Source organism: Methyloceanibacter marginalis (assembly GCF_001723295.1).
Taxonomy (GTDB): domain Bacteria; phylum Pseudomonadota; class Alphaproteobacteria; order Rhizobiales; family Methyloligellaceae; genus Methyloceanibacter; species Methyloceanibacter marginalis.
In genome coordinates, this window is record NZ_LPWD01000268.1 from 1 (window position 1) to 20,131 (window position 20,131).

General features: G+C 57.9%; 19 protein-coding genes and 2 pseudogenes. 7 read left to right on the forward strand and 14 right to left on the reverse strand.

All coding sequences use genetic code 11. The features are described 5' to 3' along the window. From AUC71_RS10250 to AUC71_RS10265, 4 genes and pseudogenes are all read right to left on the reverse strand, one after another. Positions 1-872, reverse strand: a pseudogene (locus AUC71_RS10250) (phage terminase large subunit); the annotation flags it as partial. Positions 873-876: 4 nt separating this feature from the next. Then, the gene (locus AUC71_RS10255) at positions 877-1,293 is read right to left on the reverse strand and encodes a DUF5681 domain-containing protein (protein WP_069624182.1); all 417 of its coding nucleotides are present in this window, start codon (positions 1,291-1,293) and stop codon (positions 877-879) included. Further along, positions 1,290-2,615, reverse strand: coding sequence for a site-specific DNA-methyltransferase (locus AUC71_RS10260; RefSeq protein WP_069624183.1), 1,326 nt, complete (start codon positions 2,613-2,615; stop codon positions 1,290-1,292). Before AUC71_RS10260 ends, AUC71_RS10255 begins: the two co-directional genes overlap by 4 nt. A gap of 175 nt (positions 2,616-2,790) precedes the next feature. Beyond that, entirely contained in the window at positions 2,791-3,585 is a 795-nt protein-coding gene (locus tag AUC71_RS10265; RefSeq protein WP_158007790.1) for a hypothetical protein, read from the reverse strand. Here AUC71_RS10265 and xth point away from each other — a divergent pair. The 3 genes and pseudogenes from xth to AUC71_RS10280 form a co-directional block, all read left to right on the forward strand. Continuing rightward, positions 3,566-4,335, forward strand: a pseudogene (gene xth, locus AUC71_RS10270) (exodeoxyribonuclease III); the annotation flags it as partial. The gene AUC71_RS10265 and the pseudogene xth sit on opposite strands and share 20 nt — an antisense overlap. A gap of 206 nt (positions 4,336-4,541) precedes the next feature. Then, positions 4,542-5,252 (forward strand): 5'-3' exonuclease, encoded by a 711-nt coding sequence (locus AUC71_RS10275; protein WP_069624186.1) that lies wholly within the window; start codon positions 4,542-4,544, stop codon positions 5,250-5,252. Positions 5,253-5,269: 17 nt separating this feature from the next. Continuing rightward, positions 5,270-6,184, forward strand: a complete 915-nt coding sequence (locus AUC71_RS10280; protein ID WP_083238266.1) for an NAD(P)/FAD-dependent oxidoreductase — start codon at positions 5,270-5,272, stop codon at positions 6,182-6,184. A 393-nt stretch (positions 6,185-6,577) separates the two neighbouring features. On the opposite strand, the gene AUC71_RS10285 is transcribed toward AUC71_RS10280, so the two are convergent. Then, complete coding sequence (locus AUC71_RS10285) at positions 6,578-7,696, reverse strand: baeRF11 domain-containing protein (RefSeq protein ID WP_069624187.1); 1,119 nt, start codon at positions 7,694-7,696, stop codon at positions 6,578-6,580. Positions 7,697-8,032: 336 nt separating this feature from the next. On the opposite strand from AUC71_RS10285, the gene AUC71_RS10290 reads away from it, so the two are divergent. Beyond that, the gene (locus tag AUC71_RS10290; RefSeq protein ID WP_069624188.1) at positions 8,033-8,503 is read left to right on the forward strand and encodes a Dps family protein; all 471 of its coding nucleotides are present in this window, start codon (positions 8,033-8,035) and stop codon (positions 8,501-8,503) included. An 87-nt stretch (positions 8,504-8,590) separates the two neighbouring features. On the opposite strand, the gene gdhA is transcribed toward AUC71_RS10290, so the two are convergent. The 9 genes from gdhA to AUC71_RS10335 all read right to left on the reverse strand — a co-directional run bounded on the left by gdhA (position 8,591) and on the right by AUC71_RS10335 (position 17,671). Then, a complete protein-coding gene (gene gdhA, locus AUC71_RS10295) occupies positions 8,591-9,940 on the reverse strand; it encodes an NADP-specific glutamate dehydrogenase (RefSeq protein ID WP_069624189.1) in 1,350 nt (449 codons plus the stop codon). An 86-nt stretch (positions 9,941-10,026) separates the two neighbouring features. Next, entirely contained in the window at positions 10,027-11,328 is a 1,302-nt protein-coding gene (mgtE, locus tag AUC71_RS10300) for a magnesium transporter (protein ID WP_069624190.1), read from the reverse strand. A gap of 364 nt (positions 11,329-11,692) precedes the next feature. Then, the gene (locus AUC71_RS10305) at positions 11,693-13,225 is read right to left on the reverse strand and encodes an FAD-dependent oxidoreductase (RefSeq protein ID WP_069624191.1); all 1,533 of its coding nucleotides are present in this window, start codon (positions 13,223-13,225) and stop codon (positions 11,693-11,695) included. A 65-nt stretch (positions 13,226-13,290) separates the two neighbouring features. After that, positions 13,291-13,911 carry a GTP cyclohydrolase I FolE gene (gene folE, locus AUC71_RS10310; protein WP_069624192.1) on the reverse strand — a complete coding sequence of 207 codons (621 nt, stop codon included), beginning with the start codon at positions 13,909-13,911 and terminating at the stop codon, positions 13,291-13,293. 17 nt (positions 13,912-13,928) lie between these two features. Continuing rightward, positions 13,929-14,684 (reverse strand): RNA polymerase sigma factor, encoded by a 756-nt coding sequence (locus AUC71_RS10315; protein ID WP_069624193.1) that lies wholly within the window; start codon positions 14,682-14,684, stop codon positions 13,929-13,931. Between the two features lie 34 nt (positions 14,685-14,718). Then, the gene (locus AUC71_RS10320) at positions 14,719-15,258 is read right to left on the reverse strand and encodes a DUF4142 domain-containing protein (protein ID WP_069624202.1); all 540 of its coding nucleotides are present in this window, start codon (positions 15,256-15,258) and stop codon (positions 14,719-14,721) included. 40 nt (positions 15,259-15,298) lie between these two features. Beyond that, complete coding sequence (locus tag AUC71_RS10325) at positions 15,299-16,465, reverse strand: pyridoxal-phosphate-dependent aminotransferase family protein (RefSeq protein WP_069624194.1); 1,167 nt, start codon at positions 16,463-16,465, stop codon at positions 15,299-15,301. A 143-nt stretch (positions 16,466-16,608) separates the two neighbouring features. Beyond that, positions 16,609-17,019 carry a nucleoside diphosphate kinase regulator gene (rnk, locus tag AUC71_RS10330; protein ID WP_083238268.1) on the reverse strand — a complete coding sequence of 137 codons (411 nt, stop codon included), beginning with the start codon at positions 17,017-17,019 and terminating at the stop codon, positions 16,609-16,611. Positions 17,020-17,302: 283 nt separating this feature from the next. Further along, on the reverse strand, positions 17,303-17,671 hold the full coding sequence (locus AUC71_RS10335; protein WP_069624195.1) for a carboxymuconolactone decarboxylase family protein: 369 nt from the start codon (positions 17,669-17,671) through the stop codon (positions 17,303-17,305). 296 nt (positions 17,672-17,967) lie between these two features. On the opposite strand from AUC71_RS10335, the gene AUC71_RS20305 reads away from it, so the two are divergent. The 3 genes from AUC71_RS20305 (at position 17,968) to AUC71_RS10345 (ending at position 19,876) form a co-directional block, all read left to right on the forward strand. Further along, on the forward strand, positions 17,968-18,330 hold the full coding sequence (locus AUC71_RS20305) for an EF-hand domain-containing protein (protein ID WP_204376701.1): 363 nt from the start codon (positions 17,968-17,970) through the stop codon (positions 18,328-18,330). 590 nt (positions 18,331-18,920) lie between these two features. After that, complete coding sequence (locus AUC71_RS10340; protein WP_141701604.1) at positions 18,921-19,658, forward strand: SDR family NAD(P)-dependent oxidoreductase; 738 nt, start codon at positions 18,921-18,923, stop codon at positions 19,656-19,658. A 38-nt stretch (positions 19,659-19,696) separates the two neighbouring features. After that, positions 19,697-19,876: a hypothetical protein gene (locus AUC71_RS10345; protein WP_069624197.1), complete on the forward strand. Its 180-nt coding sequence runs from the start codon at positions 19,697-19,699 to the stop codon at positions 19,874-19,876. Positions 19,877-20,131 lie beyond the last annotated feature (255 nt).

Genomic DNA, 20,131 nt, shown 5'->3' on the forward strand with positions numbered 1-20,131 from the left:
GCTTCACCATGCGCCGCCTCCGGGACTGGAGCCTGCTGATACTGCGCGCCGAAATCATAGGTGCCGAGGTCATTCTGGAGGACACGTAGCATCTGGATCGACTCGTGCTCCGGATGCAGTGCCGTCCCGGTACGCCGATAATGAAACTCGTCATCGCCGATCGGCACCTGCTCGTCGACCTCGGCGATCGCCGGCAGACTCAGGACTTCCCAATGACCGGAACCGCACATGAGGTGACCGGAGAGGTCATCCATATGGACCCTCTGCGTGACGACGATAATGGCGCCCGTCTCCTTGTTATCGAGCCGCGACATGAGCGTGTTCGTGAACCACTGGTTCAGGCCGTCGCGCCGCGTCTTCGACAGGGCATCCACCGGCTTCTGTGGGTCATCAAGAATGATCATGTTGCCGCCGAGCCCGGTGAGGACGCCGCCGACAGAAGTGGCTTTGCGGAACCCCTTCAAGGTCGTGGTCGCCTCATCGTCGAGGCTACGGCTTAGCCGCATCTGAGGAAAAGCGCGGGCATACCAAGCCGACTCGACGATCGACCGGAAATCCCGGGCATGCTTCAAGGACAGCTCGCTGCCGTAGCTGATCGAGAAAATGCGCTGCCGCGGGTTATGTCCGAGGACAAACGCCGGAAATGCCACGGACACCGTGATCGACTTCAGGTGCCGCGGCGGCATGTTGATGATCAGACGATTGATCTCGCCGCGGCGGATGCGCTCGAGCTGATAGACGATTGCCCGGATATGCCAGTTCGGCAGAAACGGCATGCCGGGGTTCAGCGTGAGCACGCTGTATTTCAAGAAGCTCTCGAAATCACTCCGCAAGGCGAAGTCAAACAAATCGCGTTCGCAGATCCCATGCATGGGATTACTCCTTTACAGGTTGCACGTTGGGGGGGAAGCGTTTGGCGAACTCTTCGAGGATCGACTGCTCGTCGTGGCTGAGCGGTTCGCCTTGCTCAGTCTCGGCGTTTTCAATCAGGCGATAGCGGTTCAGGAGAAATGCCATCGCCTTGAGGTCGCCCTTCAGGGCTGCCTCGAGGCATCGAAGCAACAGCGCTTCCAGCCGCGAGATCTTGCGCGCTTGGCCACCTTCGCGGACCTCCATGCGCTGATGCATGATTTCGCGAAGGATGGTGGCTTCATTCTTTGCCCCCTTCGGCCGTCCTTCAGGATTGCCGCTATGGCCGGGCTTGAACTGGTGCCTCTTGGGCGGTTTGCCGTACCCGACGTCGTAGTCAGCATCCTTGGGGCGCGCCGTCTTGGACCGCTTGGGCTTGGTCATGACCGCCGTCCTTTTGAAGCCTGAGGAGCTTCGTTCGCACCGGCGGCAAGCACGTCGAAGGTCTGGTCGGTGCCCTCAAGGATTGCGTCGCGCTTGGTGCGCTTCTGCCAACGCCGGATCGCGACGTCGGCGTAGCGCGGATCGATCTCCATGCAGAAGGCCCGACGTCCGGTCTGCTCGGCGGCGATGATAGTCGTTCCGGAGCCCGCGAAGGCGTCGAGGACGATCGATCCGCGACGAGAGCAGTCCCGCATGGCATCGGCGATCATGGCGACCGGCTTGACGGTCGGATGCATCTGGAGCTCGTCCATGCGCCCGGCTCGGAACGTGTTCACGCCGGCGTAGCGCCAGACGTTTGATCGGTTGCGCCCGCCGCTGCCGAGCCCGAAATTGTTCAAATGGGGTGCCGTGCCGTGCTTGAAGACGAAGACGAGCTCGTGCTCGCTTCGATAGAAGCTGCCCATGCCCGGGGTGCTCTTGACCCACACGCACATGTTCTTGAGCTCGTCGAAGACCGCCGTGCCGGCGGCGATGAGCTCGCGGACATGGCGCCAGTCCATGAACACGTAATGGATGGCGCCGTCCATTGAGTGGTCGACGCAGGGCCCGAGCGTGTCCTTGAGGAAGCCCTCGAACTGGGTGGAGGTCATCTCGCCGGAGGCACACTCAAACTCACGCCGCTTGATGCGGCCGCGACCACCGACATTGCCCTGGACCTTCACGTTGTAAGGTGGGTCATGGATGCCCATTTCCGCGACCTCGCCCGTCATGAGCTGCGCGAAGGCCGCTTCATCCCGCGCATCGCCAACCAGAAGCCGGTGATGGCCCAATTCAAAGAGGGCGCCGGTCCATGACACGGCGGGCCCCTCAATGCGCTCAAGCGCTTCGTCGGCGGGGTCGGCGGCGATCTCAGCCAGTGTGTCGAACACCGCATCGATTTCGGCCGGCTCGAAGCCGGTGATGGAAAGATCGAGGCCGATTTCCGGCAGCGCCAGCTCAAGCTCGCCGATTTCGAGCGACAAGATTTCGATATCCCAAGCACTTTTGGTCGCGAGCTGATTATCGGCGAGCGCATAAGCGCGAAGTTCGGTCTCCGAGAGATGCGAAACCCGAATGATCGGGATTCGCTTCAGTCCGAGCGTCTTTGCCGCGAGCCACACCACATGACCGGCGACGATCCGGTTCTGCTCGTCGATGACGACGGGCTTGATCACCCCGAAATGGAGCACCGAATTCGCCACCGCTTCTTCCTGCGCCTTGTTATGGGCGCGCGCATTGCGCTTGGCCGGCTTCAGTGAAGAGGGCGATAGCATTTCCACCATCCAGGGAAGTCTCGCCGCCAGCGCGCGAGTAGAAACCGCAGTCTGGGTTTCAATTAGGCGGGACTGTTTCGAAGCCTTGGCATGGGTAAACCTCAACGCTTTTGGAGCAGGGAAGTGGGTACCGACCGACACGGCACGGCCGATCGAGCGGGCTGCGAACTTGCTGCGGCACCGGTCATGCGCTGCCTCTTCCGCGCTTACTCGGCGTCGTCTCGGCCAGGGCGCTCTGCAGCCTATGCGCCAATCGCGTAAGTTCAATTACCGTGGATGAGATTCCCGCCTCACGACGGATGAAAGGCATAAGCTCACCGTTTTCGAGCACCGCCACCTCGCGCGTTTCGTCGGAGGCGTGGTCTACAGGTCGGCCCAGACGTGAGCAGATGGCGAGGGAAACGGGGCGGGTGGTCGCCACGGCAAGATCGCCGGGCCGGGCGCGCTCCGCGACCTTTTCCCAGTTGAACAGCTCCTCAGGATTCCAACTTAGTATCTCGGCGTGCTTGGGCTCGAGAAGGGGCCGCGCCTGACGGAGGATCTTGACGGCTGTGCCTTGCGTCCACCGATGGTTCAAAAGGTCCACGCCAAGAAGTAGGGCGAACGCTTCATATGGCGAAAACAAAACCTCAACACCGCTGCCAGGAGCGTCGCTTGAAAAGAATGCATAGTTCGCCTGCTCCGGATCGTTGGAGCGCGGACTGCGTTTGAAGTGCCGGTCGATATCCAGGAGGCGCTTCACAGCCGTCTTCACGACCTCGCTAGGGCTGGGGCCCTCACCGAGAGTTATTGCGATGGCCTCTAAAACCTGGTTGCGCTTGTAGGCTTCCATTGAAGTATCGATCTTGGTTTCATATGAAATATAAGCCGCGCAATCTATCGGCACAAGAGCCAAAAAATCCCTTAGTTTCCAAGCCCTAGCGAGAGCTGGCAAAATAAGCTGTGATTTCGTGCCGTCTATGAAGATCGCCACTTTCAACGTCAATAACGTCAACAAGCGGCTCGACACCATGCTCATTTGGCTGCGCCGGTCGCAACCAGATGTGGCCTGCCTCCAGGAGCTGAAGTGCACCGATAAAAACTTCCCCGTGGGGCGGATCACCAAGGCGGGTTACGACGCCGTTTGGCGGGGGCAAAGGTCGTGGAATGGCGTCGCCATTCTCGGGCGCGGTCAAGAGCCGGTGCTGACGCGCACCGCATTGCCGGGCGATCCGACCGATGTTCAAAGCCGCTATTTGGAGGCAGCTGTCGGCGGTGTGCTCATCGCAACGCTCTACGCACCGAACGGCAACCCGCAGCCGGGGCCGAAATTCGACTACAAGCTTGCCTGGATGAAGCGGCTCCTGAAGCACGCGGCGCAGCTTTGCGCCCTCGACGCACCGATCGTGTTAGCCGGAGACTTCAATATCGTGCCGACCGATGCCGACATCTATCCTTCGAAGTCCTATGCGAACAACGCGCTCGTTCAGCCCGAGCCGAGGGCACTGTTCCGGAAACTGCTGAAACAAGGCTGGGTCGATGCCATTCGGGAGATCCATCCCGATGAGCCGATATACACATTCTGGGACTACAGGCGAGACCGCTGGGAGCGGGACGCAGGCCTCCGCCTCGATCACCTGCTGCTCAACGCCAAGGCGGCCAAGCGGCTGACGGACGCGGGCGCGACCGCGAGGTGAGGGGGCTCGAAGACGCCAGTGACCACGCGCCGGCGTGGATCATCCTTCGAGATGCGGCAGCCAGACCCCGGAAGCAAAGCCGCACCACGCCAAAAGCCAAGCAGCCGAAAAAGACAGCCCGAGGGAACGATCCTGCAGCAAAGCGGCCGTTGCTCGTCATCGATGGCGACTCATTCGCGCACCGGTCCTATCACGCGCTCCCGAAATCCATCCGTCGATCCGGGAATAAGCCGGCAGGCGCGATCCTTGCTTCGCCAACATGCTGATCCGCCTCTATCGAGAAGAGCAGCCGCGTGCGGTGCTCGTCGGTTGGGACACGCTGGAGGAGAATACCTATCGCCATGAAGCGCTGCCAGAATACCAGAGTGGGCGCGAGTTCGACGAAGACATACTCGAGCAGCTTGAGGTCTTGCCGGAATTCGTCGCCGCCTGTGGCTTTCAGAACGCGAAGGCTGCTGGTTACGAGGCGGACGATTTTCTAGCGGCCGCGGCAGAGAAAGAAGAGAAGCGCGGCGGCGCCGTTCTAGTCGTAAGTGGCGATCGCGATGCCTTTCAGCTCGCTTCGGATCGCACCACCATCTTGTTTCCGGTTCGCGCCGGCGAGATGGCTCGAATAGGCCCTGCGGAGGTTCGCGAGCGCTACGGTGTCGATCCGAAGCAGGTGCCGGATTTTATCGCCTTACGCGGCGACCCGTCAGACAAAATTCCGGGGGCTCCGGGAGTGGGCGCCGCTGGAGCCGCCTCACTCATCGAGCGCTATGACAGTCTCGAAGCTGCGCTCGCTGCTGGCCGGTTTCCGGCGATGGCCGACACCTTGCGGCTCTACCGGTCGATCGCCACCATGAACAAGAAAGCGCCGCTGCCAAGCCTAAGGGCTCAAAAGCCTACCTGGGATAAGGCATCTGCGCTGGCGCGTGCCTGGGAGCTAAGTCAACTCGCACGCCGTCTCGCCGAGTTTGATAGACAATAGGCTGCTAGGAGTATCCGATGGCTGAGATATGCGATGTCGCAATTGTCGGAGGCGGTGCGGCCGGGCTCAGCGCCGCGATCCTGTTGGGGCGGTCCCGTCGCCACGTCGTTCTTTTCGATACGGGAACTCCGCGAAATCAAGCGTCGCGAGCTGTGCACGGGCTGCTTGGCCACGAGGGTCTAGCGCCAAGCGAGTTGTTAGCCACCGCCAGAATTGAGCTCGAACGCTATGAGACGGTCACGCTGCGTTCAGACCTTGTGACCGCCATAACTCGTTCCGGTAGCGGCTTTTCGGTCACGTGCGAAGGTGGCTCGACTTTCAGGGCTCGTAAGGTCCTTTTGACCACGGGCTTGATAGACGACGTCCCCAAGCTTGAAGGTATAGAACAGCTCTATGGTCGGAGCGTCCACCACTGCCCCTATTGCGACGGCTTCGAACATCGAGACCAACCCCTCGCGGTCTATGGAAGCGGGGACAAGGGGGCCGGGTTGGCGCTGATGATGAAGCAATGGTCACCGGATGTTGTGTTGTTCACAGACGCCCAGGCCACTGTTTCAGCCGAGATGGCCGAACGCCTCAAGCAGAAATCGATCGAGATCTGCTCCGAGCGAATTGCAAGCTTGGAGGGAACGGAAGATGGCGTCTTGAAAAGCATTCGCTTGAAGAATGGTAGAGCCATAGAGCGCAGCGCGATGTTCTTTTCCACAGGTTCGCGGCAACGCTCCAATCTTTCTGAATCGTTGGGCTGCGCGCGCGACGACGATGGAGGTGTCATCACCGACCCGGTTACGGAAGAAAGCAGCGTGCCCGGGGTCTATGTTGCGGGAGACGCATCTCGTGATGTTCTGCTTGTGGCTGTTGCGATCGGTGAGGGCGCCAAGGCAGCGGTGGCGATTAACCGGGCCCTATTGAGGGGAGCTGGGCTAGGATGAACTGGTTCAGCAGCGCTTGGAATTGATACTACGCTTTTGAGCTGCACCGCGACGAAGGCAACACCTTAGGAATTAGTATAATGGAAGAAGCGACCGTCGACCGCGCAGCCATGGGACGCCTGGCGAAAGCGTTGGAATTCGTCTGCGGTCGAGATCATCCAACAACGATCGCCTTGCGCGCGGCCGCCGAGAGTGGGTCGGAGCGAGACATCAAGAACGCCCGCATGCTATTTCTTAAATGGCTAGTTCAAGGCGATACAACGGCTGTCCGATTCGCGCCTGGGACGATGCGCGGTGCGCGCTGATTAACATGGTCGCTGCCGCACGAGACTTGCGGTTCGAGTTACATGCAATGACCCCTGCTAGCTAATCGCATCATCCATTGCCGATGCATCAAATCGGATAGCGCAGGATCGCAGCCAGTTCCTTGTCGGCGGGGATATCTGCCTTTCGTACAGCGAACACATGGGCGCCAGAACGCATTGCGCGGCCAGCGATCTCATCGACTATGCCATAGTTGTCGGCATCACCCTCCGAAGCGAATGTAACGGCGCCGGTTCTATCATCAACAAATCCGTCGGTGATTGAATCTATGTCGACAAGCAAACTTTCGATGCCGCCGAATGTGGCTGCACGAGCGGCGTCGGATATGTCGGTGGTCACCCGGTTCTGCCCTGCGCGCTGTTCGAAGAGACGATGAAAGTCCTCGATCTGGCTCTTGTAGTAGCCGTCCAGCACGGGTCTTGCCGCCTTTGCAAGTTCCGCGTCAGTCAAATGGTCGGGACTGCCCTCAATGGTTTGGGGCAGAAGGGGGAGGGCGCTCAGCGAACGGAAAAGGGATTCGACTGGTAGAGTTGCGGCCAGCACCACCGGGATATCCGAGTGCATGAGGATCGGCCGCAATGCGGCGTCGATCTTGCGGACGTACTGCCCAAGACGCACCTTCTGTCCCTGCAAGCCCTCGAGACGCCGGCCGGTCCCACTATCGTTGATCGTCGATTTGCCGACGGCGCTCGCGGCATCCCTTGGCATGTTCGGCACCCTTAACTCGGTGGCAGGCAGGTCCGAGGAGATTTCGACCAATCTGACGGCGTTTTCAGAAATCGCCAGAACATGGGCCGCATGTGGAAAAGTTATAGCGCGCAATAGTGGCTTGAGGTGGAAGCGATCGGAAACCTTGACCATGTCCGTCAGCTTGTTAGCCAGACGATAGGTCCGCATCAAATCGGGCGTCGCCAGAATTGCCAAGCTGTGGGCCTGATGTTTCCAGAACGCGTCATCCTCCAGCAAACTGTCGAAATTCTCTTGCAATGGCCATATGCGCCTCTTCTCAAGGCCCGCCCCTTCCAGCTGGCCTATGGCGCTTTTAGCCAGATTGCCAAGAGTAATCTGGCTGTCCCTGATCTCTTGTGTGAGCGGCGTGGTTTTCAGGTAGATCGAGATACAAGCATCCGAACGAACCAGATTGAGCGCGGCAACTTCCTTGGATGTTGGAACGTCAACGTAAAGCATTCAAACCTCCTCTTGGAACGAATGTTACTGCCGGTCTCTTTGTAACATCGCTATGCGGCGGTATATTGCCGAGCCGCATTGGGTGATCCGCTCGCCTTCACAGTATGAGTCTGACCCTGAGCATTTTAGTCCCTTTTAGCCTCGTCCTGGCTCGCCTTTTCGTGTGATGATCGAAGGCCGGGCCAGCAATATTGATGGCTGATCGAAGCTCATCGGGAAATCGAGCGGGAACGACACCATGCCTCTGCCCCAATTGAGGTGTAACAATACTCTTTGAGACAGCGGAAATCTGGCAATAACTAGATAGTCGGTGGAGTTCGACGTCGGAGTTACGAAATGGCGAATCCCTACATCAATGACCAAGCTGCAAGAAGCGAATCGGCGTCAGCGCTCGGCCGCTTGCTCGCTGACAGCTACATGATTTACTTGAAGACTCAGGGGTTTCATTGGAACGTCGTGGGGCCTCAGTTCGAGCCGCTGCATGCATTGTTTCAGGAGCAATATGAGGAACTTGCAAGGGCGATAGATGAGATTGCCGAACGGATGCGCGCGCTTGGTGTTAAGGCACCAGGTAGTTTCGCTGAGTTTGCGGCCCTAACGTCCATCACCGAAGAGACAGGCGCGCCTGCAGCCCCGACTATGATTAGTCAGCTTTTGTCCGATCACACGACAGCGGCGCGAGCTGCCCTCCAGGCGGTGACGGCGGCCGAGGCGCGAGGCGACGTGGCAACCGCGGATCTTGCAACGGTGCGTGTGGTGCAACATGAGAAGGTCGCTTGGATGTTGGGCAGCTTTCTGGAGCGGTAGCAGATACGCGTCGGTGCCGTCATATTCTGAGCTATGCAGTGGTTTCACACCGCGCGTCACCACAACTGACCACCAAGCCATGAAAGCTTAAATGACACCCAGCGCCTGCATAGCTTCTGCAACGCGCACGAAGCCAGCAATGTTTGCGCCTAGGGCATAGTCGCCAGGTGAGCCGTATTCCTCGGCTGTGTTCGCGCAAAGATCATGGATGTTGTCCATGATCACGGCCAACCGCTCTTCGGTTTGTTCGAAGGTCCAGCTGTCCCGCGATGCGTTTTGCTGCATCTCGAGCGCCGAAGTGGCGACACCCCCAGCGTTTGCAGCCTTGCCTGGGGCGAAGAGAACGCCAGCGCCCTGAAAGATGCGAATAGCATCAGGTGTCGAGGGCATATTTGCGCCCTCGCCGATGGCAATAACGCCATTCTTGACCAGCGTACGTGCGTCTTTTTCGGTCAGTTCATTTTGAGTCGCCGAAGGCATGGCGATTTCGCAAGGTACATCCCATATCGAACCATGCTCGATGTGATGCGCTCCGCTGCCCTTGAGCTTCCAATACTCTGAGATGCGCCCTCGGCCGACCTCTTTGATTTGTTTCACCAGATTGAGATCTATGCCGTTGTTATCCACGATATAGCCACTCGAATCTGAGCAAGCGACAATCTTGCCACCGAAGGCGATAATTTTCTCCATCGCGTAGATCGCTACGTTGCCTGACCCGGACACGACCACACGTTTGCCCTCGAAACTGGTATTGTGGGTGTCGAGCATCCGTTGAACAAAATAGGCAGCCCCGTAACCGGTCGCCTCCTTCCGCGCCCGGGATCCGCCGTATGACAAGCCTTTGCCCGTGAGAACGCCTGCCTCATAACGATTGGTAAGGCGCTTGTATTGGCCAAACATATAACCAAGCTCACGTTCACCGACCCCGATATCGCCAGCGGGCACGTCGGTGTGCTCACCAAGATATCGCTGTAGCTCAGTCATGTACGACTGACAGAAGCGCATGACCTCCGCATCGGAGCGGTCGCGCGGGTTGAAGTCGGAGCCGCCTTTCCCACCGCCGATTGGCAACCCGGTTAGCGCGTTCTTGAACGTCTGTTCGAAACCCAAGAACTTGACGATTCCCAAATTTACCGAAGGATGGAAGCGTATTCCGCCCTTGTATGGCCCTAGCGCCGAATTGAATTGGACTCGGAATCCGCGAGCGATCTGTACGTTGCCCGTGTCGTCCACCCAAGGAACGCGAAATATGATCTGACGCTCCGGTTCACAAATACGTTCTATCAGTGCATTGTCAGCGTAGTCTGCATGCTTGACGATCACCCGGCCGAGGCTTTCGAGCATTTCGGCGACGACCCGATGGAATTCTTTGTCGCCCACGTTTCTTCGCACCACTTCAGCAAGAATGGGCTCGAGCCGTTCATCGATCTTTTGCAATGTGCCCCTCTTTGCAAATGTCTGGTTGCAGTTTCGGTTTGGAATCGTTTTCAGAGTCGACCCTGGACCAACCCGGTTAAGTGCATTCAGAGCCCAAGGACAGTCGCGGCAATCAGGAAGTAGACGAGAAGGCCAGTGGCATCCACCACCGTAGTGACCACTGGTGCGCTGACAACGGCGGGATCGACTCCGACGATGCGCGCGAAGAGGGGCATGGAGGAGCCGACGAGAGAAGCCAACGTGCAGATGATGATGAGTGTTAGCGTGACAATCAGGGCGATGTCCCGATCGAAAATTACCGACACGACGAGGAATGCGATAATCCCCAGAAGGGCGCCAAGAATCAGTCCAACCAGGCCCTCACGAAGCAAGACCCGCAGGAGATCACCTGTATGGATCTCCTCGGTCGCCATGGCTCGAACGATTGTCGTTGCGGACTGCGCGCCGGTGTTGCCGCCGATCCCGATCAGAAGAGGAATGAATAGCGCCAGACTCACGACCGCTTCCAGGGTCGTCTCAAACGCGCTCAGAACATTGACCGTCAAAGTGCCGGCGAGTGCCAGTAGAGACAGCCACACGATCCGGCTGCGCACCAGTCGCACAGGGGAGACAGAGAAATACGCTCTTCCGATTGGTTCGGTTGCGCCGGCGCGTGCAATGTCTTCGGTCTCCTCCGATTGCAGGACATCCATGGCATCATCGACAGTGACGAGGCCGACAAGCCGGTTGTCCTTCTCCACCACCGGCACGGCGAATAGGTCAGCCGCTTGAATGAGCCGCGCAGTGACTTCCTGATCGTCCCAGGCGGAAACGGAATATTGCGGCTCTCTTATTAGCTTCTGGATGCGTTCGTCTGGTTCCGCCAGCACTAGGTCCTCTAACTCAACAACACCGACGAGTCGCATCGCATCGTCGCTGACCGGTAGCACGTAGATTGTCTCAGCCTTGTCCCTGTGCCGCCGTACCTCAGCCAGTCCATCTGAAACCGTCATGCCGGGCTTGAGCCGAATGAACTCCGGAGTCATGATCCTGCCCGCCGTTTCCTTGGGATAGGCGAGGAGTAACTCGGTACAGTGGCGTTCTCTTGGACTCAGCTGCGTCATCAGACGACTGATCAGGTCCGCAGGCATGGCCTGGAACAGATGAACCCGATCATCGGGATCCATGCTTTCTAGTAGGCGGATAACCTGATCGTGCGGGACATTATCAAGCACGACGGCCTGGTCCTCGGGCTCGAGTTGCCAGAACACCGCATCGATCATTTCCGTGGGCATTTGCTGCAGAGTTCTAGCGCGCTTTTTCGGTTCCAGGCGATTCAGCTCCGCCGCGATCTTGATCGGATCGGAATCGGTCGGCCTATTCGTGATGTCCACAACTTTCTGCCGCATGGAACCTCTTCGCGTTCGTTTGAGTGTTGGATCTACGAAGCAACCGGAGTCGCGAAGCAAAGTGGGATTGATCCGCGCGTGATGTGGAAAAGCTAAGTTCAAACGAGACCGGCAAAGAAGATGATCAATCGCCACGATTGGGTGTTTCTACCGCGGCCTTTCGGTTAGCCGTTTTCTTGGGTCGCCGCCACCGGCGGTTAAGTTGAGATTAGAAGGGGTCGGGGAGTGCGCTATTTGCAGTGCCCCACCCTCAGATTCCCAACGAGCGATCGCCCTGAATGGATCGTAGGTGCTATCGGGCTCCCGGCGCTGGTTGGTTACTTTGTGTAAATTTGCGATTTCACGACCCAGATATCAGCAGGCTTTATGCAGCGGTCGAATGCTCCATTAAGGCCTCGGCCTCCAGGCTCTCAACGTCGCGGAAGATTGAAGCGACAGCACGCACTCGGCCATTGCGCTTGAAGCGTAGGATGCAGTCTTTACTCATGACATTACCATCTGTCACGATCTCGTCCCATACCTCCGCATGACCCACATAGTTGATTGGAACATCATAGTGCTGGCTCCAGAAAAACGGCACGGCGGTAAAGGGTATGTCATGGCCCAGCATATTGAGAGCCGCGACTTGTCCTTGACGCTGGGCGACCACCCAGTGCTCGACGCGGATATTATCACCTGAATGTGGGTCGGGCCATCGAGCTATGTCGCCCGCCGCATATACGCCCGGTGCGCTGGTCTCCAGAGTCGGACTGACGGCAACCCCCCGGTCGAGCTTCAGACCTGAATTTTCGGCAAGCTCCAGACGTGGTCGAACGCCGATACCTACAACCACCAGATCAGCCTCGATCGTGCCGCCTTTCTCCAAACGAACGGCGTTTTCATGGATGGTCGCGACCTTGTCTTCGAAGTGAAAGACAACGCCGTGCTCTTCATGGAGGCTGCGGACAAAGTCACCCATCTCCGGGCCAAGAATGTGTTCCATCGGACGCTTATCCGGCGCGACAACGTGAACCTCCAGCTTCCGCGTCCGTAGCGCCGCAGCCACCTCGAGCCCGATAAAGCTTGCTCCGATGACAACGACCCGACGTGCCACTTTTGTACGCTCGATGATGGCCTGACAGTCAGCGAGCGAGCGTAGCGCGTGCACATGCGGCTGATCGGCGCCGGGGATGGTGAGGCGGACGGGCTCGGCTCCAGTCGCCAGGAGAAGCCGGTCATAAGGAATTTTATCGCCGCTGGCGACGCTCACTTCGCGAGCACGAATGTCGACCTGTACGGCCGGCTGCCCGATGCGCGTATCGATGCTGTTATCAGCGTAGAAGCTTTGCTCCTTGAGCGGAACGTATTCAAAAGGAATGGTGCCCGCGAGGTAATCCTTGGACAGGTTGGGCCGATCATAGGGCAGGGCGTCGTCGCTGCTGAGCAGGATGATGCTGTTTTGGTAGCCCTGACGCCGGAGCATCTCTGCAGCCGCAAACCCGCTCGCGCCGCCACCAATGATGACAATCTTTTCGGGCTCGCTCGCCGTCTTAGTCCGTGGCTTCGATGCTGGCCGTTCGCGCTTTTCGCGTACGGTAATCTTCCCGTCGCGTTGCTCAACCTTCCAGCACGCTATTGGGCTAAGTGCCGGCGCTCGGAGGGCCTCTCCCGTGCGCAAATCGAAACCGGCGTGGTGCCAGGGGCAACGCACCGTGTCGCCAACCAGGAGGCCCTCGGCAAGAGGGCCCTGATAGTGAGTGCATTGGGCCCCGACTGCGAACACCTCGTTGCCCTGGCGCACCAGCAGAACTTCTTCGTCTCCGACATGACCGACGATCATCCCGACATCGGCGAGCTCATCGAGGGCGATGCCTTGGGTGAGATCTGGGCCGGTCAGTTTCTTTTCTTCTTGCACCATCGTGGTCTACCTTTGCGATCTAGAATCGCCACGTTTGCGTTACTCTCGGCTACAGCTCTTCGGCATCAATCAATCATGCCGAGGAATTCCTGCCGCGTCAGCGGATTGTCGCGGAAGCAGCCCAGCATGCGGCTCGTGACGAGGTCTGTGTCGGGCCTATGCACACCGCGCGTGGTCATGCAGTGATGCGTCGCCTTTAGAATGACGCCAACCCCCTGAGGTTTGAGGACCTCGTCAATCGTGTTCGCGATCTGGGCCGTCATCTTTTCCTGAATCTGCAGGCGCTTCGCATAAGCATCCACCAGCCTGGCAAGCTTGCTGATCCCGACGACCCGACCGCTCGGGACGTACGCGACCCAGGCCTTGCCGGTAATCGGCGCCAGGTGATGCTCGCAATGGCTCTCGAAGCGAATGCCGCGGAGGACGATCATCTCGTCATAGCCTTCGATTTCCTCGAAGGTCTTCTCCAAAATCAGAGTGGGATCCTGGCCATAGCCGGCGAAATACTCTTCGAAGGCTCGAACGACGCGAGCAGGTGTTTCGATCAACCCCGGTCGCTCCGGATCATCGCCCGCCCATCGGATGATCGTGCGGAACGCCGCTTCGACATCGGCCCTTTCGGGTCGACCGGCAGCGACGCGTTTCGAGATAGTTCCCCGGTTCAGCGCATGCACATTCGAGTTCATGGATAGGTTCCTCGCTATTAATGCGGACCAGCCGGGTTTGTCGGATCTTCGGCGTCGACGACGGCGTAGTTCAGCTCAGATACTTTTCGCGCCTCTAGAAGACTCGCAAGCACCTTCTCGGTCATCGCCTCGCAGTCGGCACCCGCGAAGGGAAACGTCTCCGACAAGGCGCCGCATAATTCCGGGTCGAGCTCCTTCTGTAAGCGCCGGCGCGCGCGGAAGAGACGAGTCTTCACCGTCTCTTCTGGAATTTGCAGGGCTTCGGCCGTGTCTTCCACGCTTAAGCCCTCAACCTCGCGCAATACGAACACGGGTCTAAATGTGTCGGGGAGCCGTGCGATCGCCGTCTCCAGCAGTTTGGCAATCTGACGTCGCATCAATATCCTTTCCGGCGATTGTGTAACTGAGCCTGCCATCAACTTTTCCCGATATTCGTCCAAGACAAGAACCGGCTCTTGATTGAGCAAACGAGACCACCTTTGCGCGCGGCGTCTTCGGGTCAGCGCTTCGTTGACGACAATTCGGGTGAGCCATGTTGAAAGCGACGACCTTCCGGCAAAGGTCTCAATGGCATCGAAAGCCTTCATGTAGCCGTCCTGAACGGCCTCCTCAGCTTCCGAGCGGTCTTTGAGGATGCTCCAAGCCGCACGAAAGAGCCTCTGGTTGTTCCGGCCGGTCACCAGCCGCACCGCAGCAACGTCTCTTGTTGCGATACGGCTGGCGAGCTCTCCGTCAGTAAGCGTCGTGTAGTCGCTGTTTTGACGTTTCAACATGCGCGCAATCCAAAATAAGAGCGTCTTCCGCCCATTACGACTTCGCTGAAGACAGTTGCTGAGCCAGGTCCTCTGCGTGCTCGAGATGCGCCTCGAACACTTTGAGACCTCTCTCCAAAAGAGATTTTAGCTCAGAATTTTGAGCGTCAGGAATCAGAGTCGTGCGGAGTGCGGCGTTCACCGTTTTGTGAAACGCGACCTCGTTGGCAATATAGGCTTTATCGAAGGTCGTACCCGTCAAGCCGGCTAGCCTTTTCCTAGTGTCTTCCGCCTGTTTAGTTAAGCTTTGACTGGTTGGGTTATCCTCGGGCGTCACATTCAGCTTCTTTACGAGCGCCAGCGCTTGGTCGTTGACGGCGGTGTGATCCCCGACCATCGCCTGGGCGAAGGCGCGTACATCGTTGTCCCGAGATTTTTTGAGGGCGAGTTTGCCCGCTTCAACGTCAATCAATCCCGCGGTGTAAGCGATATGCGCGATTTGCGGGTCGGTTGGCTTGGCGGGCGTGTCAGCCCTGAGAAGCCCGGGGCTCAATAGCACCAGGGCCAACACGAGTGGAGTGAGATACTTGTGCATTCGATCCTCCTGAATGGCGCCCCACATTAGGGCTCATCGATTAGATAGAAGCTTGTGCGAAAAGGTTCCCGGAGCCGTCACGCCTTGTTGCCAGCAAGGACTCGGTGGCTCGTACCTTTGAGTCACAATCCCCTTGGGCCAGATAGCTGAGCGCGGCATCGACACCGCCTGCTTTATGCGGTACTCGGGCAGCCTCTAGAGCCATCTCAATCGCTCCCAACGCACCAAGAACTGTGGCGTCGTTGGTGTAGCCTATATGGCCGAAGCGGAAGGCCCTTCCGGCGAGCCTGCCCTGTCCCATTCCCAGTGAGATATTGAATCGCTCACGCACGAATTGCCGGAAATCATCGGCGTTGTGGCCTATGGGCATGCAGATCGCGGTAACGCCAGGTGAATAATAATGTGGAGTTCGGCACCAGATTTGAAGTCCCCAGGCCTTGACCGCACGCCGCACGGCTTCGGCGTGACGCTGATGGCGCGCGAACACGTTGTCCAGTCCCCACTCATGCAGCATCGTAATGCTTTCGGCCAAGCCGTAGATGAGTGAGATAGCCGGCGTGAAGGGGAAGGAGCCGTCAGCGTTGTGTTCCAGCATGGCCTTCCACGACCAATAGGATCTTGGAAGCGTTGCTGACCGCGACGCGGCCAATGCCTTCTCGCTCACGGCATTGAACGATAGCCCAGGCGGGAGCATCAGCCCCTTTTGAGAACCGCTGATCGTGACATCCACACGCCAATCATCATGGCGATAGTCCATCGCGGCTAGAGACGAAACCGCATCGACGAGAAGGAGGGCTGGATGTGAAGCTGCGTCGATCGCATCGCGGATATCGTCTACCCAACTTCTGACGCCGGTCGAGGTTTCGTTGTGCACCACGCAAACAGCCTTGATGACGTGGCCCACATCGGCACGCAGACACTCTTCAATACGAGCGGGGTCAGCTCCCGTCCGCCAATCAGTTTTGATCACGCTGACGGCCAAGCCAAGGTGAGTGGCCATCCTCGACCACAAAAGGGAGAACTGCCCGGTGCCGACAAACAGAACGCGATCTCGCGGGGAAAGCGTGTTGACGAGCGCCGCTTCCCAACCACCGGTGCCGGAGGAGGGAAACATGATGACAGGGGTCCTCGTCTGGAAGACGCTCCGAACCTCGGACAACACCTTATAGGCGAAGTCTTGAAATTGAGGACTACGGTGATCAAGCATCTGTCGGCACATCGCAGACTGAATGCGTTCAGGAATTGGCGTGGGCCCCGGCACTGGAGAAAGTGGGAGCCGTGTTGGTGAGCAGCGTTTAGCATTGGAGTTTCCTGTTTGAGAGTCATGTCAGTAGTTGAGGAGTTTCATGTTCAATCAAGTTTTGGGCGCGAGACTGCGAGGACTGTTAGCAGGCGCTCCTTGCCGTCGTTGCCTGACCACTCCATGGCCTGTCCGGGAGAAAGGCCGATCAGCGCCGCCCCAACGGGAGTGAGAACCGAAATTCTGCCGGCGTTGATGTCGGCATTCTCTGGGAGGACCAACTGAACCGTCAGACGACGGCCGTCATCGACCTCGAACTCAATGATCGAGCCAATACGGACCACGTCGCTCGGCATTGCCGTCTCTGGCCAAACATCCGCTCGTTCAAGTTCGCTAAGAAGCGCCGCCGATACCTCGGGTGCGCGCCGGGAGGCGGCATTAGCGATCGCGGTCAATCGCCGTTCTTCTGCCGTGCTAATAAGAATGTGCGGCAGTGAACCAATAGTATTGAGCATGGACATTATAACCTCATAGCGCTAGGCACAGCCGCTCTCAGAGGGAGAGCGTCTGGCGCAGACTCTGGACAACGAAGCTGCGATGGAAGTGGCTGCGCGACCGCTAAAAATGCCGGCAGCACAAATCAAGATGAATGGAAGGAGGGAGTCCCCGATGCGCGAGCATAAGCGCCACGCCGGGGCTAGATGCCTGCGGCGTCAGTTCCCTTGGGGGGAAGTCGCAAATGATATCTCACATTGCAGGTCATTGGAGGTACATGAGGGGCCGCAGAGGATTAATCAATAGCAATTACTCAGTGACGATAGATTTTTTTGAGACACACGACGTGGCTGCCTTCTCAATCTCTTCCACAGCGAGCGCCGAATGCGCAAAGGCAGCGCCTGCGCGCATCTCGGCTGCAACCCATATCGCCTCTAGAAGTTCCTCACGCGTCACGCCCTCGCGCAACGCAGCTTTGGTGTGCCCGCGGATACAGTAAGGGCACTGCGTGACGTGGGCGACGGCAACGGCGATCAGCTGCTTCGTCTTGCTCGTCAGAGCGCCGTTGGTGAAGACCTTGCGGCTGAATGTTTGAAATGCATCATGCGGTCCAGGCGCAAGCCGCTTGTGAGCCTCGGATAGGGCACCAATCGATAAAGGATAAAGTGTGTCGGGCATGACGCCTCCTCATTGATGACACTTGCGCCTTTGCGCCCATTTCTCATCGTACGATTAAACATGCATTTCAACTATTGCTTTTTATCTCTCGACATGCAACGATGCATTCAGAATACCTGATGGAGGAGTCTGAGCTATGAAAGTCATATTTCTTCCAAGCTAATAAGCTTGTTCGGAGCCGGACATAAGTGTTCGACCGAGCAGACTCTGCCCCCCACCCGACAAATTCAAAAATTGGCCCGTGCTTGCATTCTGCGAGGTCACGCGTGCGCTTGCAGTAGATGGGAGTTGTTCCAATGAGATTCACGGTCCTCGGTATTTTGGTGATGTTTCTTAGCACTGGTTATGCGTTGGCGGGTGGCGGAGCGCCGGTTCCTCCGATTCCTGAGAGTAGCCCTCCCTCCGGACGCCCAAGCGCGGTCCTAGATGATGCCAAATGTGAGTCCATTTGGAATCTAACCGAAAGGGACGGAGACGCCGCATTGGTAGCGGACAAAGCGGCACCCTTCGTCACCAATTTCCATTTGGTCGACACTGACGGTGATGGGAAAGTCAGCGCGGATGAGTTCAAGAAGGGTTGCAAGAACGGTTGGGTAGAGGAAGGAACAGGCACACAGCTGCCGATCAAGGAAGCCAGTCCCGATGTTCCGAAAGAGTAGTATGCCTACACGGAATCTAATGCTCGCTTAGCAGGCAACGGTAACGGAGTCCGACAAGCTAAGTCGGTCGCTGACGGTGCGAATGCTAGGTGGCTGATGAGTACAACGAAGAGCTGCGAAGGATGTTGTAACCCTACTACGTCCTCGACAAGCAGCCTTCCCCTAGGCTGGCCGGCGTCGCGTTGACGTCGGTCAGCCGTTAGCTCCGTCCGCACGTCGTACGCCGCTCATGACGAAAGGCACAAGATGCCGCTGAACTGGGGAGGAGTGTATGATTACCCTTGGGACAGACGTTCACCATTGGCGTAGCCACGCCAAGAATACAGGGGATGATGACATGACGATCTATGGATTTCTGCAGTTTGCTGTGTGCATCCTTTCGACCCTTGCGGCTGGATTCTGGCTGCAATCAACAACCTCCAGGTTGACAAAGCCGGACATGGATGCAGCCCAGCGGAGTGCTGGCGCGCATCCATCAGCTCTATTGAGCCAGTCGCGATGGAATGCCGCGGGAGCAGCCTGTGCCGGCACAGCGGCTTTCGCGCAATCGGTTGCAGTGCTGCTGCCGTATGTCGGCCTGAGATAATTCTTTGCAACTGGAGATAACCGACATGTCGAATAGCCTTGAAGGCAAGATTGCAGTGGTTACCGGCGTGAGTCAGCGAGGGCAGATTGGTGACGCTGTCGCCAAGGCCCTGGCGGACAGAGGCGCTATCCTAGCAATTTCTGCACGCACGCAGCGGAACGTCGAAGCCAGAGCTGCGGAGCTACGCCAAGCCGGCGCTCGCGTACTTGTCGTGGCCGCGTCTCTGACCGAACAGGCCGGGGCAAAGCAATTGGTAGAGACAACGATGAAGGAATACGGGAGGATAGACGTTCTAGTAAACCTAGCAGGCGGTCTCACCCGATATAAGCCTGCCGTCGAGTTTAGTCTAGACGACTGGAATGATGAGCTGAGCAACAATCTTGTGAGCGCGTTTTTGGTGTCTCGTGAGGTCTTTCCACACATGCAGGCCGGAGGTGCCATCATCAACTTTGCGCGTGCCGGCCTGTCTCAGGCTAATATGGTCGCATATAACTGTGCCAAAGCCGGGATTGAGGCTTTAACTCGCACCCTGGCTCTTGAGCAGCGAGACCTCGGTATCCGCGTCAACGCCGTCGCGCCTGGACTTGTGGATACGACATCGAACATTGCCGCCATGAAACCAACAGATCTAAAGCGCTGGACCAAACGCGAAGATATCGCAGAGGTCGTAGCGTTTCTCGCATCGCCCGCAGCGGCAGGCATTACCGGCCAAGTCATAGCGGTAACCGGTTGGGGACTCTAAATCGAGCCTGCAGTTCGCGCCCAGACATTCAGGAGGAAATGATGCTGTTGAAGCCGTCAGTAAATTTTGTCCACGTCTTGTCGGGCACTCTGTTGCTGGCAGCGCTTGTCGCTCGTTTCCTTGACGTGCTCGGCCTAATCGAGGGAACTCTCGATCTTGCGTTCTGGATCGCCGTCGCAGGATGGATAACGGCAGGTATGATCATGCTGCAAGAATGAGGCTGGTGTCGAATGTCTTTCTCGATGTGCAAGCGGACTCTCGAAATTAGAGGTTGTGCGAAGGCCGGGTCGATGATCTCCCACCGCCACAAAGTAAAAGCAATAGACAGAATGTATCTTTTAGCATAGATTGAAATCCAACAGCGGAATAGCACTTTTGGCGCCGCATTTCAGGATGTTTTCCGATGTGGTCGAATGTCGAGTTTCATGTGTTGCCAGTGCACCAGAGACGCTTGGGCGCCTGCATCGTTGTTG